Source organism: Sphingopyxis fribergensis (genome assembly GCF_000803645.1).
Lineage (GTDB): Bacteria > Pseudomonadota > Alphaproteobacteria > Sphingomonadales > Sphingomonadaceae > Sphingopyxis > Sphingopyxis fribergensis.
This window is the reverse complement of the sequence record NZ_CP009122.1, coordinates 3,053,300-3,072,390: the sequence shown is the minus strand read 5'-3', so window position 1 is coordinate 3,072,390 and position 19,091 is coordinate 3,053,300. Positions and strand designations below refer to the sequence as shown.

General features: G+C 63.9%; 10 protein-coding genes and 1 tRNA gene. 5 read left to right on the top strand and 6 right to left on the bottom strand.

Features of this window, described 5'->3' with window-relative positions:
- Positions 1-168: 168 nt before the first annotated feature.
- The 5 genes from gltB to SKP52_RS14165 form a co-directional block, all read right to left on the bottom strand.
- On the bottom strand, positions 169-4,698 hold the full coding sequence (gene gltB / locus SKP52_RS14185; RefSeq protein ID WP_039575715.1) for a glutamate synthase large subunit: 4,530 nt from the start codon (positions 4,696-4,698) through the stop codon (positions 169-171).
- Positions 4,699-4,721: 23 nt separating this feature from the next.
- Positions 4,722-5,903 (bottom strand): DUF2059 domain-containing protein, encoded by a 1,182-nt coding sequence (locus tag SKP52_RS14180; protein ID WP_228383653.1) that lies wholly within the window; start codon positions 5,901-5,903, stop codon positions 4,722-4,724.
- Positions 5,900-7,342: an NAD(P)-dependent oxidoreductase gene (locus SKP52_RS14175; protein WP_039575710.1), complete on the bottom strand. Its 1,443-nt coding sequence runs from the start codon at positions 7,340-7,342 to the stop codon at positions 5,900-5,902. The genes SKP52_RS14180 and SKP52_RS14175 overlap by 4 nt, the downstream gene beginning before the upstream one ends.
- A gap of 157 nt (positions 7,343-7,499) precedes the next feature.
- Positions 7,500-8,300, bottom strand: coding sequence for an undecaprenyl-diphosphate phosphatase (locus SKP52_RS14170; RefSeq protein WP_039575707.1), 801 nt, complete (start codon positions 8,298-8,300; stop codon positions 7,500-7,502).
- Positions 8,300-9,238: a complex I NDUFA9 subunit family protein gene (locus tag SKP52_RS14165; protein ID WP_039575704.1), complete on the bottom strand. Its 939-nt coding sequence runs from the start codon at positions 9,236-9,238 to the stop codon at positions 8,300-8,302. The genes SKP52_RS14170 and SKP52_RS14165 overlap by 1 nt, the downstream gene beginning before the upstream one ends.
- Positions 9,239-9,440: 202 nt before the next feature.
- Between SKP52_RS14165 and SKP52_RS14160 the strand changes: the two genes are divergently transcribed.
- Both SKP52_RS14160 and SKP52_RS14155 read left to right on the top strand, forming a co-directional pair.
- A tRNA-Leu gene (locus tag SKP52_RS14160) sits at positions 9,441-9,527 on the top strand.
- A 173-nt stretch (positions 9,528-9,700) separates the two neighbouring features.
- Positions 9,701-10,936, top strand: a complete 1,236-nt coding sequence (locus SKP52_RS14155) for a tyrosine-type recombinase/integrase (protein ID WP_039575702.1) — start codon at positions 9,701-9,703, stop codon at positions 10,934-10,936.
- Here the strand turns inward: SKP52_RS14155 and SKP52_RS14150 are convergent.
- Complete coding sequence (locus SKP52_RS14150) at positions 10,933-11,133, bottom strand: helix-turn-helix domain-containing protein (RefSeq protein ID WP_039575699.1); 201 nt, start codon at positions 11,131-11,133, stop codon at positions 10,933-10,935. The genes SKP52_RS14155 and SKP52_RS14150 overlap by 4 nt on opposite strands.
- Before the next feature lie 150 nt (positions 11,134-11,283).
- Here SKP52_RS14150 and SKP52_RS27550 point away from each other — a divergent pair, with 150 nt between their 5' ends.
- The 3 genes from SKP52_RS27550 to SKP52_RS14135 all read left to right on the top strand — a co-directional run bounded on the left by SKP52_RS27550 (position 11,284) and on the right by SKP52_RS14135 (position 18,753).
- Complete coding sequence (locus SKP52_RS27550) at positions 11,284-12,273, top strand: DUF7146 domain-containing protein (protein ID WP_456114829.1); 990 nt, start codon at positions 11,284-11,286, stop codon at positions 12,271-12,273.
- A 32-nt stretch (positions 12,274-12,305) separates the two neighbouring features.
- Positions 12,306-14,324: a ParB/RepB/Spo0J family partition protein gene (locus tag SKP52_RS14140; RefSeq protein ID WP_039575697.1), complete on the top strand. Its 2,019-nt coding sequence runs from the start codon at positions 12,306-12,308 to the stop codon at positions 14,322-14,324.
- 133 nt (positions 14,325-14,457) lie between these two features.
- A complete protein-coding gene (locus SKP52_RS14135; RefSeq protein ID WP_039575694.1) occupies positions 14,458-18,753 on the top strand; it encodes a strawberry notch family protein in 4,296 nt (1,431 codons plus the stop codon).
- The last annotated feature ends 338 nt before the right edge of the window (positions 18,754-19,091 follow it).

The window sequence follows — 19,091 nt, the reverse complement described above, 5'->3', positions numbered from 1 at the left end:
GAAGCGCCTTTCGGTCGGGATAAGTGATCCTCCCTGTCGCGCAGCGATGGGGAGGTGGCCGCGCGAAGCGCGGACGGAGGGGCGTATGGCGCAACCTTGCCGCCCCTCCACCATTCGCTTCGCGAACGGTCCCCACCCCATGGCTGCGCCACAGGGAGGATTTTGCAATTACTCCGCCGCGACGACCTCGACCTCTTCCTCGTTCAGCGAATGCGTCAGGCGGCTGAGCATTTCCTTCGGGCAAACCTGCCAGAAACGGGTCCGCCAGCGGTCCCAGTCGGCGAGGATCTCGGCGGACCATTTGCTGCCGGTCGCCTTGGCATGCTCCTCGACCAGCTCCTTGAGCACCGTTTCCCAATGGTTGCTTGCGAGGCGCTGCCAGACGATCGATTCGGGATTGGCGCGGCGTTCGAACTGATCGTCGGTGTCGAGAATGAAGGCCATGCCGCCGGTCATGCCCGCGCCGAAGTTCGATCCGACGGGGCCGAGGATCACCGCGGTGCCGCCGGTCATATATTCACAGCCGTTTGCGCCGCAGCCTTCGACAACGACCTTCGCGCCCGAGTTGCGGACTGCGAAACGCTCGCCCGCCTGGCCCGCCGCAAGCAGCGTGCCCGCGGTCGCGCCGTAAAGGACGGTGTTGCCGACGATGCTGTTGTGCTGGCTGACGAGTGGGCTGGAGACCGTCGGGCGCACGACGATGCGCCCGCCCGACAGGCCCTTGCCGACATAGTCGTTGGCGTCGCCGAACACTTCCAAGGTGATGCCCTGGCAGAGGAAGGCGCCCAATGACTGGCCCGCGGTGCCGCGCAGACGCACCTGGACATGGTCGTCGGCGAGGCCCTTCATCCCGAAGCGCGCGGTGATCTCGGCCGACAGGCGGGTGCCGACGGCGCGGTGCGTGTTGCGGACATTGTACGTCAGCTGCATGCGCTCGCCGCGTTCGAACAAGGGCTTCGCGTCATTAAGGATCTGCGCGTCGAGGCTGTCGGGCACCGGGTTACGGAAATGCGGGCCTTGCGAGCGGCGCTGATCGTCGGGCGCGTCGACCTTGGCGAGGATCGGATTCAAGTCGAGGTCGTCGAGATGTTCGGCGCCGCGGCTGACCTGACGCAGCAGCTCGGTGCGGCCGATCACCTCGTCGAGACTCGTAACCCCCAGCTTGGCGAGGATTTCGCGCACTTCCTCGGCGATGAAGGTCATCAGGTTGATGACCTTCTCCGGCGACCCCGTGAACTTCTGGCGCAGCTTTTCGTCCTGCGTGCAGACCCCGACGGGGCAGGTGTTGCTGTGGCACTGGCGCACCATGATGCAGCCCATCGCGACGAGGCTCAATGTCCCGATGCCATATTCCTCGGCGCCGAGAATGGCGGCGATGACAATGTCGCGGCCGGTCTTGAGCCCGCCGTCGGTGCGGAGGCGGATGCGGTGGCGGAGGCCGTTGAGGGTGAGCACCTGGTTGACTTCAGACAGGCCCATTTCCCACGGGGTTCCGGCATATTTGACGCTGGTTTGTGGGCTGGCGCCGGTGCCGCCGGTGTTGCCTGCGACAAGGATGACGTCGGCATGGGCTTTCGCGACGCCCGCCGCGACGGTGCCGATGCCCGCCGAACTGACGAGTTTCACGCAGACGCGCGCCTTCGGGTTGATCTGCTTCAGATCGTAGATGAGCTGCGCCAAATCCTCGATCGAATAGATATCGTGATGCGGCGGCGGGCTGATCAGCGTCACGCCGGGTGTCGCATGGCGCAGTCGCGCGATGAACTCGGTGACTTTGAATCCCGGAAGCTGTCCGCCTTCGCCGGGCTTGGCGCCCTGTGCGACCTTGATCTCGATCTCGTCGCACGCGCCGAGATATTCGGCGGTGACGCCGAAGCGGCCCGAAGCGATCTGCTTGATATTGCTGTTGGCATTGTCGCCATTGGCATAGGGGCGATAGCGTTCGCTTGCTTCGCCGCCTTCGCCCGACACCGCTTTCGCGCCGATGCGGTTCATCGCGATCGCCAGCGTTTCATGCGCCTCGGGCGACAGCGCGCCGAGCGACATGCCCGGGGTAACGAAGCGCTTGCGGATTTCGGTGATCGCCTCGACGCTGTCGAGCGCGACGCCTTGCGCCGGATAATTGAACTCCATCAGGTCGCGTAGATAGATCGGCGGCAGGTCGGCGACCCCGCGCGCGAATTGCAGATAGGTCGAATAGCTGTCGGTCGCGACCGCGGTTTGCAAAAGGTGCATCAGTTGCGCCGAATAGGCATGCGCCTCGCCGCCCGCGCGCTGGCGATAGAAGCCGCCGATCGGCAGGGTGGCGACGCGCGCATCGAACGCCGCCTCATGCTTCTCGGTCGCGTTGATGAACAGCGATTGATAGCCTTCGCCCGAAATCTTGGCCGGCATCCCGGGGAACAGATCGTTGACGAGTGCGCGGCTGAGGCCGACCGCCTCGAAATTATAGCCGCCGCGATAGCTGGAGATCACCGCGATCCCCATCTTGGCGAGAATCTTGAGCAATCCGTCGTCGATTGCCTTGCGGAAACGCTGGCGGCAGTCGTCGAGCGTGAGTTCGCCGAACAGGCCGCGCGACTGCCGATCGGCGATCGCGGCTTCGGCCAGATAGGCGTGGACCGTCGTCGCGCCGACGCCGACGAGCACGGCGAAAGCGTGGGTGTCGAGCACCTCGGCCGAACGGACGTTGATCGAGGCGTAGCTGCGCAGGCCCTTGCGCACGAGATGCGTGTGAACCGCCGCGGCGGCGAGCACCATCGCCATGCCGACACGATTTTCGCCCAGATTCTGGTCGGAGAGGAACAATTCCGAACGGCCCGCACGCACGGCGTCTTCGGCCTCGCGGCGGACGCGCGCGATCGCTTCGCGCAAGGTCGCTGCATCGCCGCCGACGGGGAATGTGCAATCGATATCGGCGACGGCATCGCCGAAATAAGCGCGCAGGCGATCCCAGTCGTCCCCGACGAGCACAGGGCTGTCGATCACGAGGACATGGTCGCTCTGCCCCTTTTCATCGAGGATATTGGCGAGGTTGGCAAAGCGCGTCTTCAGGCTCATCACATGCCTTTCGCGCAGACTGTCGATCGGCGGGTTGGTGACCTGGCTGAAATTCTGGCGGAAGAATTGCGCGACATGGCGCGGCTTGTCGGAAATGACCGCGAGAGGCGTGTCGTCGCCCATCGATCCGATTGCTTCCTTGGCGTCCTCGACCATCGGCGAGAGGATCAGTTCCATATCCTCCATGGTGAGGCCCGCGGCGACCTGGCGGCGGAGGAGTTCGGGGCGTTCGAAGGCAGGCAGGCTCGACTTTCCGCCCTTGGGCAGGTCGGCCATCGTGCGGAAGCCCTTGACGCGCGAGGGATAATCCTGCGCGTCGGCGATCTTGTCCTTGATCGCGAGATCTTCGTAGAGCGTGCCATCGTCGAGATCGACCGCGATCATCTGACCGGGGCCGAGGCGGCCTTTCTTGCGGATGCTCGCTTCGGGGAGCAGCACCATGCCGCTTTCTGACCCGACGACGAGCAGATTGTCGGCGGTGAGCGTATAGCGGAGCGGACGCAGCGCATTGCGGTCCATGCCCGCGACCGCCCAGCGGCCGTCAGTCATCGCGAGCGCGGCGGGGCCGTCCCACGGCTCCATGACGCTGGCGAGGTAGCTATACATCGCGCGGTGGTTGTCGGGGACGTCGCACTCGGTCGTCCACGCCTCGGGGACGAGGATCAGCTTCGCCGTCGGCGCATCGCGGCCGGCGCGGCATAGCGCCTCGAACACCGCATCGAGCGCGGCGGTGTCGCTGGCGCCTGCGGGGATCACCGGCTTGATGTCTTCGCTATGCTCGCCGAAGGCGAGGCTCGCCATCTTGATCTCGTGGCTCTTCATCCAGTTCTTGTTGCCGCGGATCGTGTTGATCTCGCCATTGTGGGCGAGACAGCGGAACGGCTGCGCCAGCCACCATTGCGGGAAGGTGTTGGTGGAATAGCGCTGGTGGAAGATCGCGACCCGGCTTTCGAACAGCTTGTTCATTAGGTCGGGATAGAAATCGCCGAGGCTTTCGGCGAGGAACAGGCCCTTGTAGATGATCGAGCGCGCCGACAGGCTGCAGATATAGAAGTCGGCGATCTGCGCCGCGATCACCTTTTTCTCGATCCGGCGGCGGACCAGATAGAGCTGCTTTTCGAACTCGGCGATCGACTGTTCGTCGGGTAGCGGCCCGGCGATCATGATCTGCTCGATCTCGGGGCGCGTGCGCTGCGCCTTGTCGCCGATCACCGAGACGTCGACGGGCACCTGGCGCCAGCCATAGATGGTAAAGCCCGCGTCGATGATCTCGGCCTCGACGATCGTGCGGCATTCCTCCTGCGCGCCCAGATCGGTGCGCGGCAGGAAGACCATGCCGACGGCGAGGCGGTTCGGGCGCACCTTGTGGCCCGATGCGGCGATCGCATCGTCGAAGAAGCGGACCGGCAGGTCGACATGGATGCCCGCCCCATCCCCCGTCTTGCCATCGGCATCGACCGCGCCGCGGTGCCACACGGCCCGCAGCGCCTCGATCGCCGCCTCGACAACGCGGCGCGACGGCTTGCCGTCGGTCGCCGCGACCATGCCGACGCCACAGGCATCGGATTCCATGTCGGGGCGATACATGCCTTCGGCTTCGAGCCGCGCGTGTTCGGGGGTGGGGTAGTGGGTCATCATATTTGTCCTGACAGGCTGGGTGCCTATTTATTGGGTAGCTTCGAACGCTTGCTCGCGTTGGCAGCCGCTTCCTCGGCGGCCTGCTGCGCCGCGAGCGAGGCGTTTTCATAAGCGAGTTCGAGATCCTCGACGCGCTTCAGGTCGTCGGCCGACCAGTTGCTGCGGTCATAGGCGGGGTCGGCGACCGCGTCGGCGGCGTCCTCTGCGGCGGTCGCAGCATCAGCTGCCGCGTCGACCGCATAATCGTCGGCGGCATCGACCGCGACCGCGTCGGCCGCTTCGACGCTGTCGGTCTTCCACATGTCGCGCTGTTCCTTCAGCACTTTCACATCGACCTTCATCAGCTTGGCGAGCTTCGCGAGTTCCTTGTCGTCGAAGTCGGAAAGCTGCTTTTCCTTCGGCAGATCCTTGAAATCCTTCTCGAGCTCGGGCGCGCGGTCGATGAATTTGGTGACGAGCGGCGGAATCGCCTTGACCACCGCGACCATGACTTCGGGATCGGCCTGCAGCGCCATCCATTCATTGGCGTAGAGCGCGCCCGTCGGTGTCGCGAGAAAGCCGTTGAGGTCGGTGAGCTGCGCCGCCGTGAACTTGCGGGCATAGGCCTTGGACATGCCTTCGCGCATCGGCGGTTCCATGTCGCCCAGCACTTCGCTGATCAGCGGTTTGATCACCTTGGTGATCTGGTCTTCGCGTTCCTTGCGATGCGGGTCGAACATGTCGGCGACCTTGCCCTTGGTCGCTTCGTCGAGCGTCGCGATCTGGTCGCTTTCGACCCCGGTCTGGATCGACAGCATCAGGTCCGACTGGCCGCCGAACTCGCCCATGATCGTCTTGAACATCTTGCCATAAAGATTGTCCATCATGCGCTCGAGGCTGCCGGCGGGGATCAGCGCGCCCATCGTCTTTTGCGCGAGCGCCAGGCGCGCCGGCTCGATCGGCGGCAGGCTGCTGGTGTCGAACATTTTTTCGACGAGTGCGATCGCCTCGTCCATTTCCTTCTGCATCTTGGCCTTTGCCTCTTCGGCAGCTGCCTTGCTGTCATATTCGGTCGCGATTTCGTCTTCGGCGGGCGCGGCGACGGTATCGGCCACCGGGGCTTCCTTCGGCGCGGCAAAAGCGTGTGCAGGCGCGATCGCGATTGCTCCGGCAAGCAGGATCGATTTGAACGACGGCATCATGAAATTCCTTCCCCTATTGGTCATGCCGCCTTCTTTTCGCTTTTCGCCTTGGCTTTCAACCACTTTGCCATCTGATCGCTGACGTCGCGGCCGTCGCGGATGCCCCAGACGACCAGGCTGGCGCCGCGGACGATGTCGCCGGCGGCAAAAACGCCGGGCAGGCTGGTCATCATCGTCTGGTGATCGACGCGCAAAGTGCCCCAGCGCGTGACCGACAGGTCGGGCGAACCGAACAGGTGCGGTAGTTCCTCGGGATCGAAGCCGAGCGCCTTGATCACCATGTCGGCGGGGACGTCGAATTGGCGGCCGGGATCGGCCTCGGGGCTGCGGCGGCCACTCGCGTCGGGCGCGCCGAGGCGCATCCCTGCGACCGCGACCTCTTTCACATGCTTGTCGGCGGTGAAGCTTTCGGGCGCCGACAGCCAGACGAATTCAACGCCTTCTTCCTCGGCGTTGGTCACTTCGCGCTGCGACCCCGGCATATTCTCGCGGTCGCGGCGATAGAGGCATTTGACCGACTTGGCGCCCTGACGCACCGCGGTGCGGACACAGTCCATCGCGGTGTCGCCGCCGCCGATGACGACGACATGCTTGTCCCTGGCATCGAGGCGGCCGTCGTCGAACGCCGGGACGGCATCGCCAAAACTCTTGCGGTTCGATGCGATCAGATAGTCGAGCGCGGCGATCACGCCATCGGCCGTGTTGCCGGGAACCTTGATCTCGCGCGCTTTATATACGCCGGTCGCGATCAGGATCGCATCATGCTTCTGGCGCAGCGCGTCGAGCGTCGCATCCTCGCCGACCGCGAAGCCGAGGTGAAAATGGATGCCGCCCGCGACCAGCCGGTCGATCCGGCGCATCACGACATCCTTCTCCAGCTTGAAGCCGGGTATGCCATAGGTGAGCAGCCCGCCGGCGCGGTCGTGCCGGTCATAGACATGCACCTCATGCCCCGCGGCGCGCAGATATTCGGCCGCCGTCAGCCCCGCAGGGCCGGCCCCGATGATGCCGACCGACTGGCCGGTCGCGGCGCCGGGGTGCAGCGGTTCGACCCAGCCCTCGGCCCAAGCGGTATCGGTGATATATTTCTCGACGCTGCCGATCGTCACCGCGCCATGGCCCGAAAATTCGATGACGCAATTGCCTTCGCACAGGCGGTCCTGCGGACAGATGCGGCCGCAGATTTCGGGCATCGTCGAGGTCGCGTTGCTCAGCTCATAGGCTTCGCGGAGGCGCCCCTCGGCGGTCAGGCGCAGCCAGTCGGGAATATGATTGTGCAACGGGCAATGCACCGAGCAATAGGGCACGCCGCATTGCGAGCAGCGCGCGGCCTGTGCGTCGGCGTCGGGCGCGGCGTAGCGCTCGGCGATCTCGCGAAAGTCGTGCGCGCGCTGTTCGGCCGAGCGTTTGTCCGGATAGGATTGTTCACGCTCCACAAATTGGAGCATGCGATCGGAAGCCATGCAGTATCCCCTTCTGGAAGGGCGAATTGCATGGCTCGAAAAGCCCTGTCACGGGCGAATATTGATTTAGGACAACGTTACTAACCTAAAATGAGCGTAAATTTTCTTCAAAATAGGTTCGCGCAATTATGTTTCGTCGACTGATACCGTTTCGGCCCTATCTCATGCCAAGCCAGATCAGTGCGGCGACGCCAGCGATGATTCGATACCAGGCGAAAGGTGCAAAACCATAGCGGGTGACGATGGCGAGAAAGGCCTTGATCACCGCCCAGGCGACGACAAAAGAGACGAGCGAGCCGACGGCAATCAGGCCCAGATCGTTGCTGGTGATCGCATCGCGATGCTTGAACAGCTGGAGCACGGTCGCGCCGGTCAGCGTCGGCAGCGCAAGGAAAAAGCTGAACTCCGCCGCGGTCTTGCGGTCGACCCCGAAGGACATCGCGCCGAGGATCGTCGCACCCGACCGGCTGACGCCCGGGATCATTGCGAGGCACTGGACCAACCCGACGAGGATCGATTGCCGCACCGACACATTCGCGACGCCGCCCACGTCCGTCGTCTTGGCAAAGCGCTCGACGAGCAGGATCGCAAAACCGCCGATGATCAGCGCCCAAGCAACGATCACCGCATTTTCCAGCATGACCTCGATATAATCGCCGAAGGCGAGGCCCAGGATGACCGCCGGAAAGAAAGCGAGCAACAGGTTGCGCACAAAGGCGATCGCCACCGGATCGCGCCGGAAAAAGCCGGTGAACATATCCCAGAAGAGTTTCCGGTACAGCACGACGATTGCGAGGATCGCACCCGGCTGGATCGCGATGTTGAAGATCGCCCAGCGCGCGGCGTCATAGCCGAGAAGCTCGGTCGCGAGGATGAGGTGGCCCGTCGAGGAGACGGGCAAAAACTCGGTCAAACCCTCGACGATGCCGAGGATGATTGCGGTCAGCCAGATACCCATTATCGCGAGGCAAGCTCGGCGAAACGGCCATTGCGGCGATATTGGACCAGCCAGCCGTCGGCGACCGAACCCAGCGACGTCGGCGTGACGCCCAGCTCGGCGAGCCCCGCGGCGCCGTTCGCGACGACATTGTCGTGCTGGAGCATCAGCCACTGATCCTTGGTGATCGGCGCGCCCGGCGCCCAGCCGAGGCCGCTCGCGAGCGCCGAGGCGACGAAGTCGGGCACGTCGACGAACAGGGGCGAGCGGCCGGTCGCGTCGGCGATCCAGCGCAGCAATTCGGCCATCGTCAGCACTTGCGGTCCGCCAAGTTCGAAAATCTTGCCTGCGGCATTGTCGGCCAGCGCCGCGACGACGGCGTCAGCGACGTCGCCGACATAGATGGGCTGGAACTTCGCCTTCGGCGCAATCACCGGGACGACCGGCGCCATGCGCATCATCGTCGCGAAGCGGTTGATGAACTGGTCCTCGCGGCCAAAGATGATCGACGGGCGCAGGATCGCGGCATCGGCGAACGCCGCGCGCACCGCTGCTTCGCCATCGCCCTTGCTGCGGCCATAGGCCGACGCGCTGTTGGCGTCGGCGCCGATCGCCGAGACGTGGACGAGCGCGGCGGCACCCGCCGCCTTCGCCGCAGCGGCGACATGGCCGGCGCCGTCGGCCTGCACCGCCTGCATGTCGCCGAACGCGCCGACGAGGTTGATGACGGCATCGCTGCCCTGCACGGCGCGAAGGGCGCTGGCGGCATCGCGCACGTCGACTGCGACGAACTGCGTCTGGCCCAATCCGCCGAGTGGTTTCAGGAAGGTCGCGGCGCGGGGTTCGCGCTGTGCGATGCGGACGCGCGCGCCGCGCGCGAGCAGCCGCTGCACGACATAGCGGCCGAGGAAGCCGCCGCCGCCCAGCACCGTGATCAATTGCCCGTCGAGTTTCTGCATGTCGTCCGCCTGTGATCGATTCTCTCGCGGGCGCAGGGGCGCGCCGCACGGCTTCCCCATGCCGCGAAGCGGGAAGGGGGGCAAGGGGCGAGCACCCGATTATGAGGCGAAACCGGCGGCTTTGCGATAAAATGTGCATCGGCGCTCGCACCGCGGTTGACAAGCCGATGCACGCGCCGCTAAGCGCCCGCTCCTACCCCGTGCCCAGATGGCGGAATTGGTAGACGCACCAGCTTCAGGTGCTGGCGATCGCAAGGTCGTGGAGGTTCGAGTCCTCTTCTGGGCACCAGTGACCTTTCCGGCAACGTCCGGGAATGTCCAGCAAGCGGCTGGTTTTCCACCGTTTTTTCGATGAGAATCGCTGAATGGAATCCAGGCTGATCCAGCCGGAACCATCAGCATACCATCAGCTTTGATGGTGTTTTTGATGGTTCCGGTCAGCCTCTTGCAGGTGAAACCATCATGACGCTTACCCACATCCAGATCTCGAACGCCAAGCCCATGGAAAAGGCCTATAAAATGGCCGATTCGGATGCGCTGTACCTCTTGGTAAGGCCGAACGGGGCCAAACTCTGGCGAATGAACTATCGGCACCTCGAACGGCAAAAGACGCTCTACTTCGGGTCTTGGCCGGACGTCGGGATTTCCGCCGCCCGTGAGTTGCGAGACGCGGCCCGCAAGAAAATCGTCTCCGGTCTCGACCCGGCCGCGGAAAAGAAGGTCGAACGGATCACCCGAAAGATCGCCGAGGACAACACGTTCAAGACGATTGCGGCGGAATGGCTGGCGAAAAACGAACGGGAAGAGCGCGCGGCCGTCACGCTTCGCAAAATTCGCTGGCTTCTCGATATCGCCAATCCATTGATCGGCAGCCGGCCGATCTCAAAAATCACGCCCCAGGAAGTTCTGGCCGTTCTCCGAAAGGTCGAAGCAAATGGCCGGTATGAAAGTGCCCGTCGAATGCGCAGCGTTATTAGCAGAGTCTTCCGCTATGCAATCGCCACCGCAAGGGCCGACCGTGATCTCGCGGCTGACCTGCGCGGCGCGCTCACGGCACCCAAGGTAAAGCACCACGCCGCGATCACGACCCGCAAGGAAACAGGGGCGCTCTTGCGCGCTATCGAAGGATATACCGGTCACGAAATCACGGCGATTGCGCTGCGACTGACTCCGCATGTCTTCGTCAGGCCGGGGGAATTGCGACAGGCGGAATGGACAGAGATCGATGTCGAGGACGCGGTGTGGACGATCCCGGCCGACAAAATGAAAATGCGTCGCCAGCACTGTGTTCCCCTGTCGAGGCAGGTTCTCGAAATGCTTGAAGTACTGCACGGCCTCACCGGCCATGGGCAATTTCTGTTTCCGTCGTTTCGGACCTCCCGGCGGTGCATGTCCGAGAATACGGTGAGCGCGGCACTGCGTCGCCTCGGCTATAGCCGCGAGGAGATGACGGCGCATGGGTTCCGATCGACAGCAGCCACGCTCCTCAACCAGATGGGCATGTGGCACCCTGATGCGATCGAGAGGCAGCTCGCCCATCTCGATGCCAATGCGACCCGCCGTATCTACACGCGAGGCGAATATTGGGATGAGCGCGTCCGCATGATGCAACATTGGTCCGACTATCTGAACGAGCTTCGCGATGGCGCTCAAATTCTGCGACCCGCTTTCGGGAAACCGGCGAACTCAAGTGGCTAGCCGCCGGTCAGCGCCTTGAGGCTCTTGAATGGAATTAATGTGGACCGGCCGACCTTGACGGTGTCGAGGTCGCCGGACTCGATGAGTTCATATATTCGTGATCGACTGATGCCGGTAAGCTTGACGGCGGTCGAAATCCGCACCGTTAGGGGCTCGACAAATACGATCTCGACCGGAGCGTCATCAGAATCCCGCATCTTTCGTGTCCTCGCAACGAGACATTTTTGCGCGCGGTTCCAACGCAGCTTTCGCCGGCTCGAGTATTCCCGGCGCCACGTTCGTCACAAGGGTTAGGGCATAAATCTGCCGGTCGGCGGCATTCCTGCGCCGCGGGGGCAATCGGACCAATGCTGCAGCCAAGCCGAGCGAGGAGGAAGAGAGGGGGGGATTGCGTGTCCGTCCTGATGAAGAGGCTTGCCATGCCTGCTGGGTTTTCAACGTCTCGAAAGCCAGAACTCGAGGTCGCCGGGGCTGCTCTTGTGCGCCGCTTAGGCGGGGCTTGGTCAGGCGATTCTGGCATGTGCTGCTGTCCTGCTCATGACGATCGAACGCCGAGCCTGTCGGTCAGGGTTGGCGAAACACGACTTTTGTTCAAATGCTTTGCCGGCTGCGACATTTCCGATGTGCTCCGGGCTCTCCGTCGCGACGATCTGACCGCCCTCGACGCGCATGACGGCAGGGGTGTGCCATCCTGCCTGCCTAAGGAATGGCTACAGCGGCGTGCCCGTGAGCTGTGGGGCATTGGTCGGCCAATAAATTGGACAATCGCGGAGACCTATTTGCGGAATAGGTCGATCGATATTGCACCTGACTGCCTGCGCTTCGCTCCGCGAACGCCGCTTGGCAGGGGGCGACTGGCCGTGTTCCGACCGGCGATGCTCGCCGCGGTAACAGATGATTCGGGATTGGTGGCCGTCCACCGGACCTTCCTGGATCGCAAGGGCCGACGCGCGCGCGACCTCCAGCATCCTCGCAGATTGCTCGGTCACCCCCGCACAGGTGCGGTTCGACTCGCGCCCGCCACTGATACACTCGGAATTGCCGAGGGCATCGAGACAGCGATCTCGGCGATGATCCTCCTCGGCATTCCGGTCTGGGCTGCGCTCGGCAATGAGCGCATCCCACGTATTGCTACGCCAGATTCGGTGTCGCGTCTCATCCTGTTGCCCGACAACGACCGTGCCGGCCGCCTCGCCGTGCCGCTCGCCATGAAGGCGCAGGCGGTCTCCGGACGGCGTATCGAGACGATCTGGCCATGGAACGATCGGAACGACTGGAACGACGTCCTACGACATGGAGGGAAGGGAGCGAGGGACTGGCGGCGCCGAGCGGCCTGAATGGTCGGGCCATCGCCGCCAGGAGACAGACTATGACATTTCCCATCATATACGCTCTCGCGCGCAATTGCGTCGTGTCGCCGCTCAATGTCCGAACCGAAAGCGACCCGGATGCCGATGCCGAACTGGAAGCTATGATCGGCCAGGCCGGCTTCATCATCCAGAATCTGATTGGCACCGCTGTCAAGCGCAAGAAGGATCAGTACAGCATCTTCGGCGGCGGGCGCCGTCTCACGAGGGTGCACGCGCTGATCGAGAAGGGCGAGCTTCCGGAAGATTTCAAAGTACCGGTCATGGTTCGGCCCGACACCAAGGACGCGATCGAACTCAGCTATGCTGAAAATCGCAAGCTGCCGATGAGCGCTGCGGACGAATGCATGGCGTTCAAGAATATGATCGAGAAAGAGGACAAGACTGCGGCCCAGGTAGCGGCGCGCTTCGGCAAAACCGAGCGTTTTGTTCTCGGTCGCGTCCGTCTCGCGGACCTGCACGAGACAGTCTTCGATGCGCTGCGCAAGGGCGAAATCACCCTCGAAATCGCGAAAGCCTATGGCAGCACGTCGGACACAGCCCGACAGGCCCGTGTCTTCGAGCAATATCGCGAGAGCTATTACCGTAATGACCCGTTCACCATCCGGCGTGAGCTCGCCGCCGGCAACTATCGAGGCAACGACCCGAAGGCTTTGCTCGTTGGACGCGAAGCCTATGTCGAAGCGGGCGGGCGGATCGACTCCGACCTCTTCTCCGACAGCGCGTCCGAAAACTGGATCGACGGCGACGTCCTCGACCGGCTCGCCGATGAGAAGCTTGCGGCGGAAGCTGAATCGATCCGCGCGCGCGAGGGCTACGCGGAAATTCGCGCGGTCCCAATGACGCGCATCTCGTTCGCGGATTATGACGGCCTCCGCCCGGTCCGCGGCGAGATCCCCGAACCGACGGCAGAGGAGGAAGCGCGGTGCGCCGAGATCGAGGCCGAGATGAACTCCATCGCCGAATCCGCTGACGAGAGTGATGACGGCATCACCGAGGACGAGGAACAGCGGTATCGCGAACTCGAATCCGAACTGAGCGGCATCCAGAATCGACCGGCAGTCCTCACCGAAGACCAGAAAGCCGCGGCCCTCGCCTTCCTCGTCATCGGCGAAGACGGCCAGCCCCGCGTTCATCATCAGGCCTACATGGTCCCGAACGAGGCCGACGAAGACATCGATGGCGACGAAGATGACGACGGCGACACCGAAGGCTCTGTTTCGGCGAAACCGTCGATGAGCCAGCGGCTCATCGACGAACTCGCGACGATGAAAGCCGAGCTGCTCCGGGTCCATGTCGCAAGCGATCCGCGCTTCGCGCTCGATCTCGGCACGTTCGTGATGGTCGATGCGGCTTTGCGGCGCTACGCCTCCGATCTCGCGAGCGACCTTCGCGCCGACTCTGCGCCGTCGCGCGTCATTGGCTTCGAGAGCGGATCGCTCGCGGCTGACGAATGGACGAAGCTCGAAGAGGGGCTCGATCGAAGCTGGGTCCAGCCGAACATCGGCGTCGCCGGGCGCTACGATGCCTTCTGCGCGCTCGGCGAAGAAGCGCGTGCGGCTTGGCTCGCCTGGGCGATTGCCCGGACGATCCATGCGGTGCCCATGAAAGATTCCGCCAGCGGTTTCGTCGATCATCTCGGTCGCAAGCTCGAGATCGACGTCGCCGCCTGGTGGCGCCCGACGGCCGCGAATTACTTCAAGCGGCTGACCAAGAGCTCCATCATCGACCTCTTCCAGGACATCGGTGGCAGCGAACTCAGCCAGCGCTACGGGGCATCGAAGAAGGACTTGCTCGCGTCCTCGGCTGAACAGCTCTTCGCCGGGAACATCATCGTCGAGGCGGACGTCAAGGAAAAGGCGCTTGCGTGGCTCCCTGACGCCATGCGCTTCGAGCACCCGGTCGCCGAACCGGTGAACGATGATCGCGATGACGAAATGACCGACGCCGTCGATCCCGAGGCGGCGGGCGATCCTGCCGATGATGTCGACGAGGACGAGCAGCTCTCCGACGCGGCCTGATTCTCCGTCCGGCCTATTGGGTCGCGGCCACACGCCGCGGCCCCTCTTTTCCTGCCATTCGCGTCGGGAGGAGAGGGGGAAGGGCGATGGCAGCGGGGGCGTGTTGCTCCCGAACTTCTTCAGGAGAATTGCCATGACCCTTCCGCTTCTGAGGCTTGCCGAAATCCCGGATACCGCGGCCCGAGAAAACGCCGAACGCCTCTATGGCGTCGCGCGCGCACTGCGCGACCGGCTTGCTGTTCCGCAATCGGTGACTCGCTCCCTGCTCAAGCGGTTGATGACCGAAGCGTTCGGCGGGTCCGATGCCGACGGGCGCTGGTCGATGCGCGATGCCTATGACGCGCTCGAAGCCGCGCAGGCTTCTGACACGCTCGCGCCCGACAATGAACCGAACCCGGACTGCGCGCCCGAAGATGATTTCGCGGATATCCTCGCGTTTGAGAAGGCGCTGCCGACCCAGACCTACCGCAGCGAGCACCAGATCGACATGCAGCAGTTCAGCACGCCCGCCGCGCTGTCCTGGCTAGCGGCCCGAACGGCGGCGATCATGACCGACGATCATGTGCTCGAACCGTCGGCGGGCACGGGCATGCTCGCGGCGCACGCGATTGCCGCCGGCGCGAGCGTCTCGCTCAACGAGCGCGATCCCTGCCGGGCGGCGCTGCTTTCCCTCGTGACGAGCCGCGCGGTCACGACCCATGACGCCGAATTTATCAACGACCGACTGCCGGCGGATGTTCGGCCCACCGTCGTCCTGATCAACCCGCCCTTCAGCCGTAGCGAGGCGCGCGGCCAGGACCGTCATGCCGGGGCTCGCCATCTTCGCTCCGCGCTGCTGCGTCTTGCCGAGGGCGGACGCTGCGTCGCGATCATGTCGCCGACCTTCGCGCACGATGCGAGCGGTGCGAGCGGCTATGTCTCCGTCGCCGAAATTGCCCGCCCGCGCGTCGAGATCACGATTCTCGGCCGCCCCTATGCGAAGCATGGTACCAGCGTCGCTATCCGCCTGATCGTCTTCGACAAGGGCTGGATCGGCCAAACTGAGCGACACACGGTCGACACGATCGAGGCGGCGCTGCCGATCGTGCTCGCGCTTCCGCCGCGGCTTGACCCGTCCGACGAACCGCCGCCCGCGTCCCCGGCGGTGATCCCGATGCGGCCCGCGCTGGGGCCTTCGTCGTCTTCGCTCTTCTCCGGCCTCGCTGGCCCCAGGATCATTGCGCCTTCACGGATTGCCGCCAAGGATGATTCGGCGCGGCCGCTCGCCTATTCGGTTCGCGATACGCCGTTGCCGGTCGGCGATCCGGTCGGCATCTACGCGCCCTGGCGGCTCGCCCGCATCGATATTCCGGGCGCGAAGCCACACCCCGACAATCTCGTGGAATCGCTCGCCATGGCGTCGGTTCTGCCGCCGATCCCCCAATATCGTCCGCTCTTCCAGAAGCGGGCGAGCGAGTCGCTGTCCGACGCCCAACTCGAAGCGATCATCTACGCAGGCGATGCCTTCTCGCGCGACCTGCCGAGCCGGTTCGTCACCAACACCGCCGGCGACCTGCTGATCGAGGATTCCGAAGGCCCCGCCTATCGCATGGGTTTCTTCATCGGCGACGGGACGGGCGTGGGCAAGGGCCGCGAAGGCGCTGCGATCATTCGGGACCAATGGAACTGCGGCAACCAGCGCGCGATCTGGATATCTAGGGGCGCGACGCTCCTTGAAGATGCCCGGCGCGACTGGAGCGCGCTTGGCGGACTTCCGATCGATGTCCAGCCGCTCGACGCCTTTCCGCTCGGCCAGCCGATCGGCATGGCGAGCGGCATCCTTTTCCTCACCTATGCGACGCTCCGGTCCCAGCGCCACGACCAATGCTCGCGCCTGCAGCAGATTCTCGAGTGGACTGGCGCAAACTTCGAAGGCGTGATCCTGTTCGATGAATCCCATTCGATGGGCAACGCCGCGGGCACCAAGGACGAGTATCGGCGGGCCAAGGGTTCCGAACAGGGCCTTGCCGGGGTCCGCCTGCAAAATGCGCTGCCGCGCGCCCGCGTCGTCTATGAATCGGCCACCGGTGCGACGAAGCCCGAAAATTTGAGCTACGCCTCGCGGCTCGGCCTCTGGGGTCCGGGCACCGCCTTTGCCAACCGTGACAGCTTTCTCGCTGCGATGACGGATGGCGGCATCGCCGCGATGGAAATCGTCGCCCGCGATCTCAAGTCCATGGGCCTCTATACGGCCCGCGCCCTCAGTTTCGCCGGCGTCGAATATGACCCACTCGAGCATCAGCTCACGCCCGACCAGATCGACATCTACGACGCCTATGCCGACGCGTGGGCCATCATCCACCAGAACCTCGACGAGGTCCTTATGGCATCGAACATCGTCGACCGCATGTCGGGCCAGACGATGAACGCCCAGGCCAAGGGATCGGCGCTCAGCCGGTTCGAGAGCGCGAAGCAGCGGTTCTTCTCGCAGGTCCTGATCTCGATGAAGATGCCGACGGTCGTTCGCGCTATCGAGGATGAACTCGCCACGGGCCATGTCGCCGTCGTCCAACTCACCAGCACGGCCGAGGCAATTCTCGGCCGCCGCCTTGCAGATCTTTCGCCCGAAGAACGCGCGAACCTGTCGATCGATGTCTCGCCGCTCGACACGCTGATCGATTATCTGAGAACGGCCTTCCCGACGCGCCAGATGCGCGCCTTTCGCGCGACCGATGGATCGATGCGCTCCGAGCCGATGCTTGACGACGAGGGCAACGGTGTCCTGTGCCAGGAAGCGGTCGACGCGCGCGACGAGCTGATCGAGCGGCTCTGCTCGATACCGCCGGTTCCGGCTGCGCTCGACTTCCTGCTCGCGCATTTCGGGACCGACATGGTCGCGGAAGTCACGGGACGCACGCGGCGCATCGTCGTCGACGGGCAAGGCCGGCAGAAGGTCGAGCGTCGCACGTCCAGTTCCAACATCGCCGAGACCGACAATTTCATGTCGGGGCGAAAGCCTATCCTCGTCTTTTCCGAGGCGGGCGGCACCGGACGCTCTTATCATGCCGACTTGGGTTGCCCCACAGCGCACAAGCGGCGCATCCATTTCTTGCTCGAGCCCGGGTGGCGCGCCGACATCGCGATCCAGGGCCTCGGCCGCACCCACCGCACCTACCAATCGATGCCGCCGGTGTTCCGCCCCGTCACGACCAACTGCAAGGGCGAACGTCGGTTCATCAGCACCATCGCTCGCCGCCTCGACATGCTCGGCGCGCTCACGCGCGGCCAACGCCAGACGGGCGGCCAGAACCTGTTCGATCCGGCCGATAATCTCGAAAGCTGCTACGCCCGCGAGGCCCTGACCCAGTGGTATCACCTTCTCCACGCGGGCAAGCTCGCGAGCGTCAGCCTCGAGAAGCTCCAGATCATCACCGGTCTGAAGCTCGTCGATGAGCACGGCACCTTGCTCGACAAGCTGCCGCCGATCCAGCGATGGCTCAACCGCATCCTCGCGCTGCGGATCGCGACTCAGAATGCGATCTTCGAGGAGTATATGGGTCTAATACAGGCCCGGGTCGACGCCGCGCGCGAAGCCGGAACGCTCGATCTCGGCGTCGAGGCGATCCGCGCCGAGCACATCGTCCCGATCTCGGAGCGGGTGCTCAAGAAGGACCCGGTGTCCGGCGCCGAAACCCGGCTGCTCCGCCTCGAGCTTCATCTGAAGCCGCACGTTACAGGATGGGCGCGCCTCGACAGAATCTGGGGCGGCACCACAGATGTCCAGTATCTCCGCAACAATCGTTCGGGACGCGTCGCCCTTTGCGTTCCATCCTGGTCGATTACCGACGACGAGGGGCGCCCAGTCAAGATGCTGGAGTTTGTCCGACCGACGGGTTCCAAGCGCATCCAACTCGCCGAGCTTTGGCAGACCTTCTGGAAGGAAATTGATCGCGACAGCTTCAAGGCCTTCTGGGACGTAGAGGTGTCCGAGGCGCTCGAGAAGGTCGATATTCATACGATCAGCGTTGCGACCGGCCTCCTACTGCCCGTCTGGAACAAGCTGCCGCAAGATGATGTTCGCGTCTGGCGGATCGATGACGCAGCGGGAACCTCGATACTCGGACGCATCGTGATGCCCGCGGCGCTCGAGAAACTGGAAACCGCATTTGGTCTTGAATCGTCCATCAAGCTTACCCCTGCTGAATTGATCGAGGCGGCGCGTGGCGGCGATGGCACACTGATCCCGGGCCTCCACGGCGCGCGCCTCGTTTCCACGATGGTGAACAGTAGCCGGCGCTTTGAGGTCCGGGATTTCCAGCCGCAGGATCGCGAATGGCTCAAGGCTCGCGGCGCGTTCAGCGAGGTGATCCAGTACAAGACGCGGCTCTTCCTTCCGGCTGAAAAGGCCGACGAAATCCTCGCAGCAATCATCGACCAGCGGCCGCAGTGAATCCAAAATCGAAGAAGGAGAACGCCATGTCTGGCTCGGGTCTGCCGGTCGATCAGGACTTTGTCGACCGCTTCAACACGGCCCTCATCGCGCTCCGGAGCGAGGCAATCGGAGCCGGGTGTGGCGGCGGAATTGTCCGCAGGGCCATCGAGACGATGCAGGTTCGCATGACAGACTGTGCATCTGCGACCATTCGAGTCCCTTTCGTTCCGGCAAACGCTCGTTTCTATCCACGCCGGTCTCGATCTTCGCCTCGCAGATCCGACCCAACTAATTCTGAAAGCCGACCTAACCCGTGGAATCGGTCGATGTCGTGATCTATTTTGCGGACGAACCGG

Bases quoted from the DNA above. Each gene is read 5' to 3' on its own strand.
- SKP52_RS14135 (WP_039575694.1), top strand. From the start codon at position 14,458: ATGACCCTTCCGCTTCTGAGGCTTGCCGAAATCCCGGATACCGCGGCC.
- SKP52_RS27550 (WP_456114829.1), top strand. From the start codon at position 11,284: ATGCTGCAGCCAAGCCGAGCGAGGAGGAAGAGAGGGGGGGATTGCGTG.
- SKP52_RS14180 (WP_228383653.1), bottom strand. From the start codon at position 5,903: ATGACCAATAGGGGAAGGAATTTCATGATGCCGTCGTTCAAATCGATC.
- SKP52_RS14165 (WP_039575704.1), bottom strand. From the start codon at position 9,238: ATGCAGAAACTCGACGGGCAATTGATCACGGTGCTGGGCGGCGGCGGC.
- SKP52_RS14175 (WP_039575710.1), bottom strand. From the start codon at position 7,342: ATGGCTTCCGATCGCATGCTCCAATTTGTGGAGCGTGAACAATCCTAT.
- gltB (WP_039575715.1), bottom strand. From the start codon at position 4,698: ATGATGACCCACTACCCCACCCCCGAACACGCGCGGCTCGAAGCCGAA.
- SKP52_RS14155 (WP_039575702.1), top strand. From the start codon at position 9,701: ATGACGCTTACCCACATCCAGATCTCGAACGCCAAGCCCATGGAAAAG.
- SKP52_RS14150 (WP_039575699.1), bottom strand. From the start codon at position 11,133: ATGCGGGATTCTGATGACGCTCCGGTCGAGATCGTATTTGTCGAGCCC.
- SKP52_RS14170 (WP_039575707.1), bottom strand. From the start codon at position 8,300: ATGGGTATCTGGCTGACCGCAATCATCCTCGGCATCGTCGAGGGTTTG.
- SKP52_RS14140 (WP_039575697.1), top strand. From the start codon at position 12,306: ATGACATTTCCCATCATATACGCTCTCGCGCGCAATTGCGTCGTGTCG.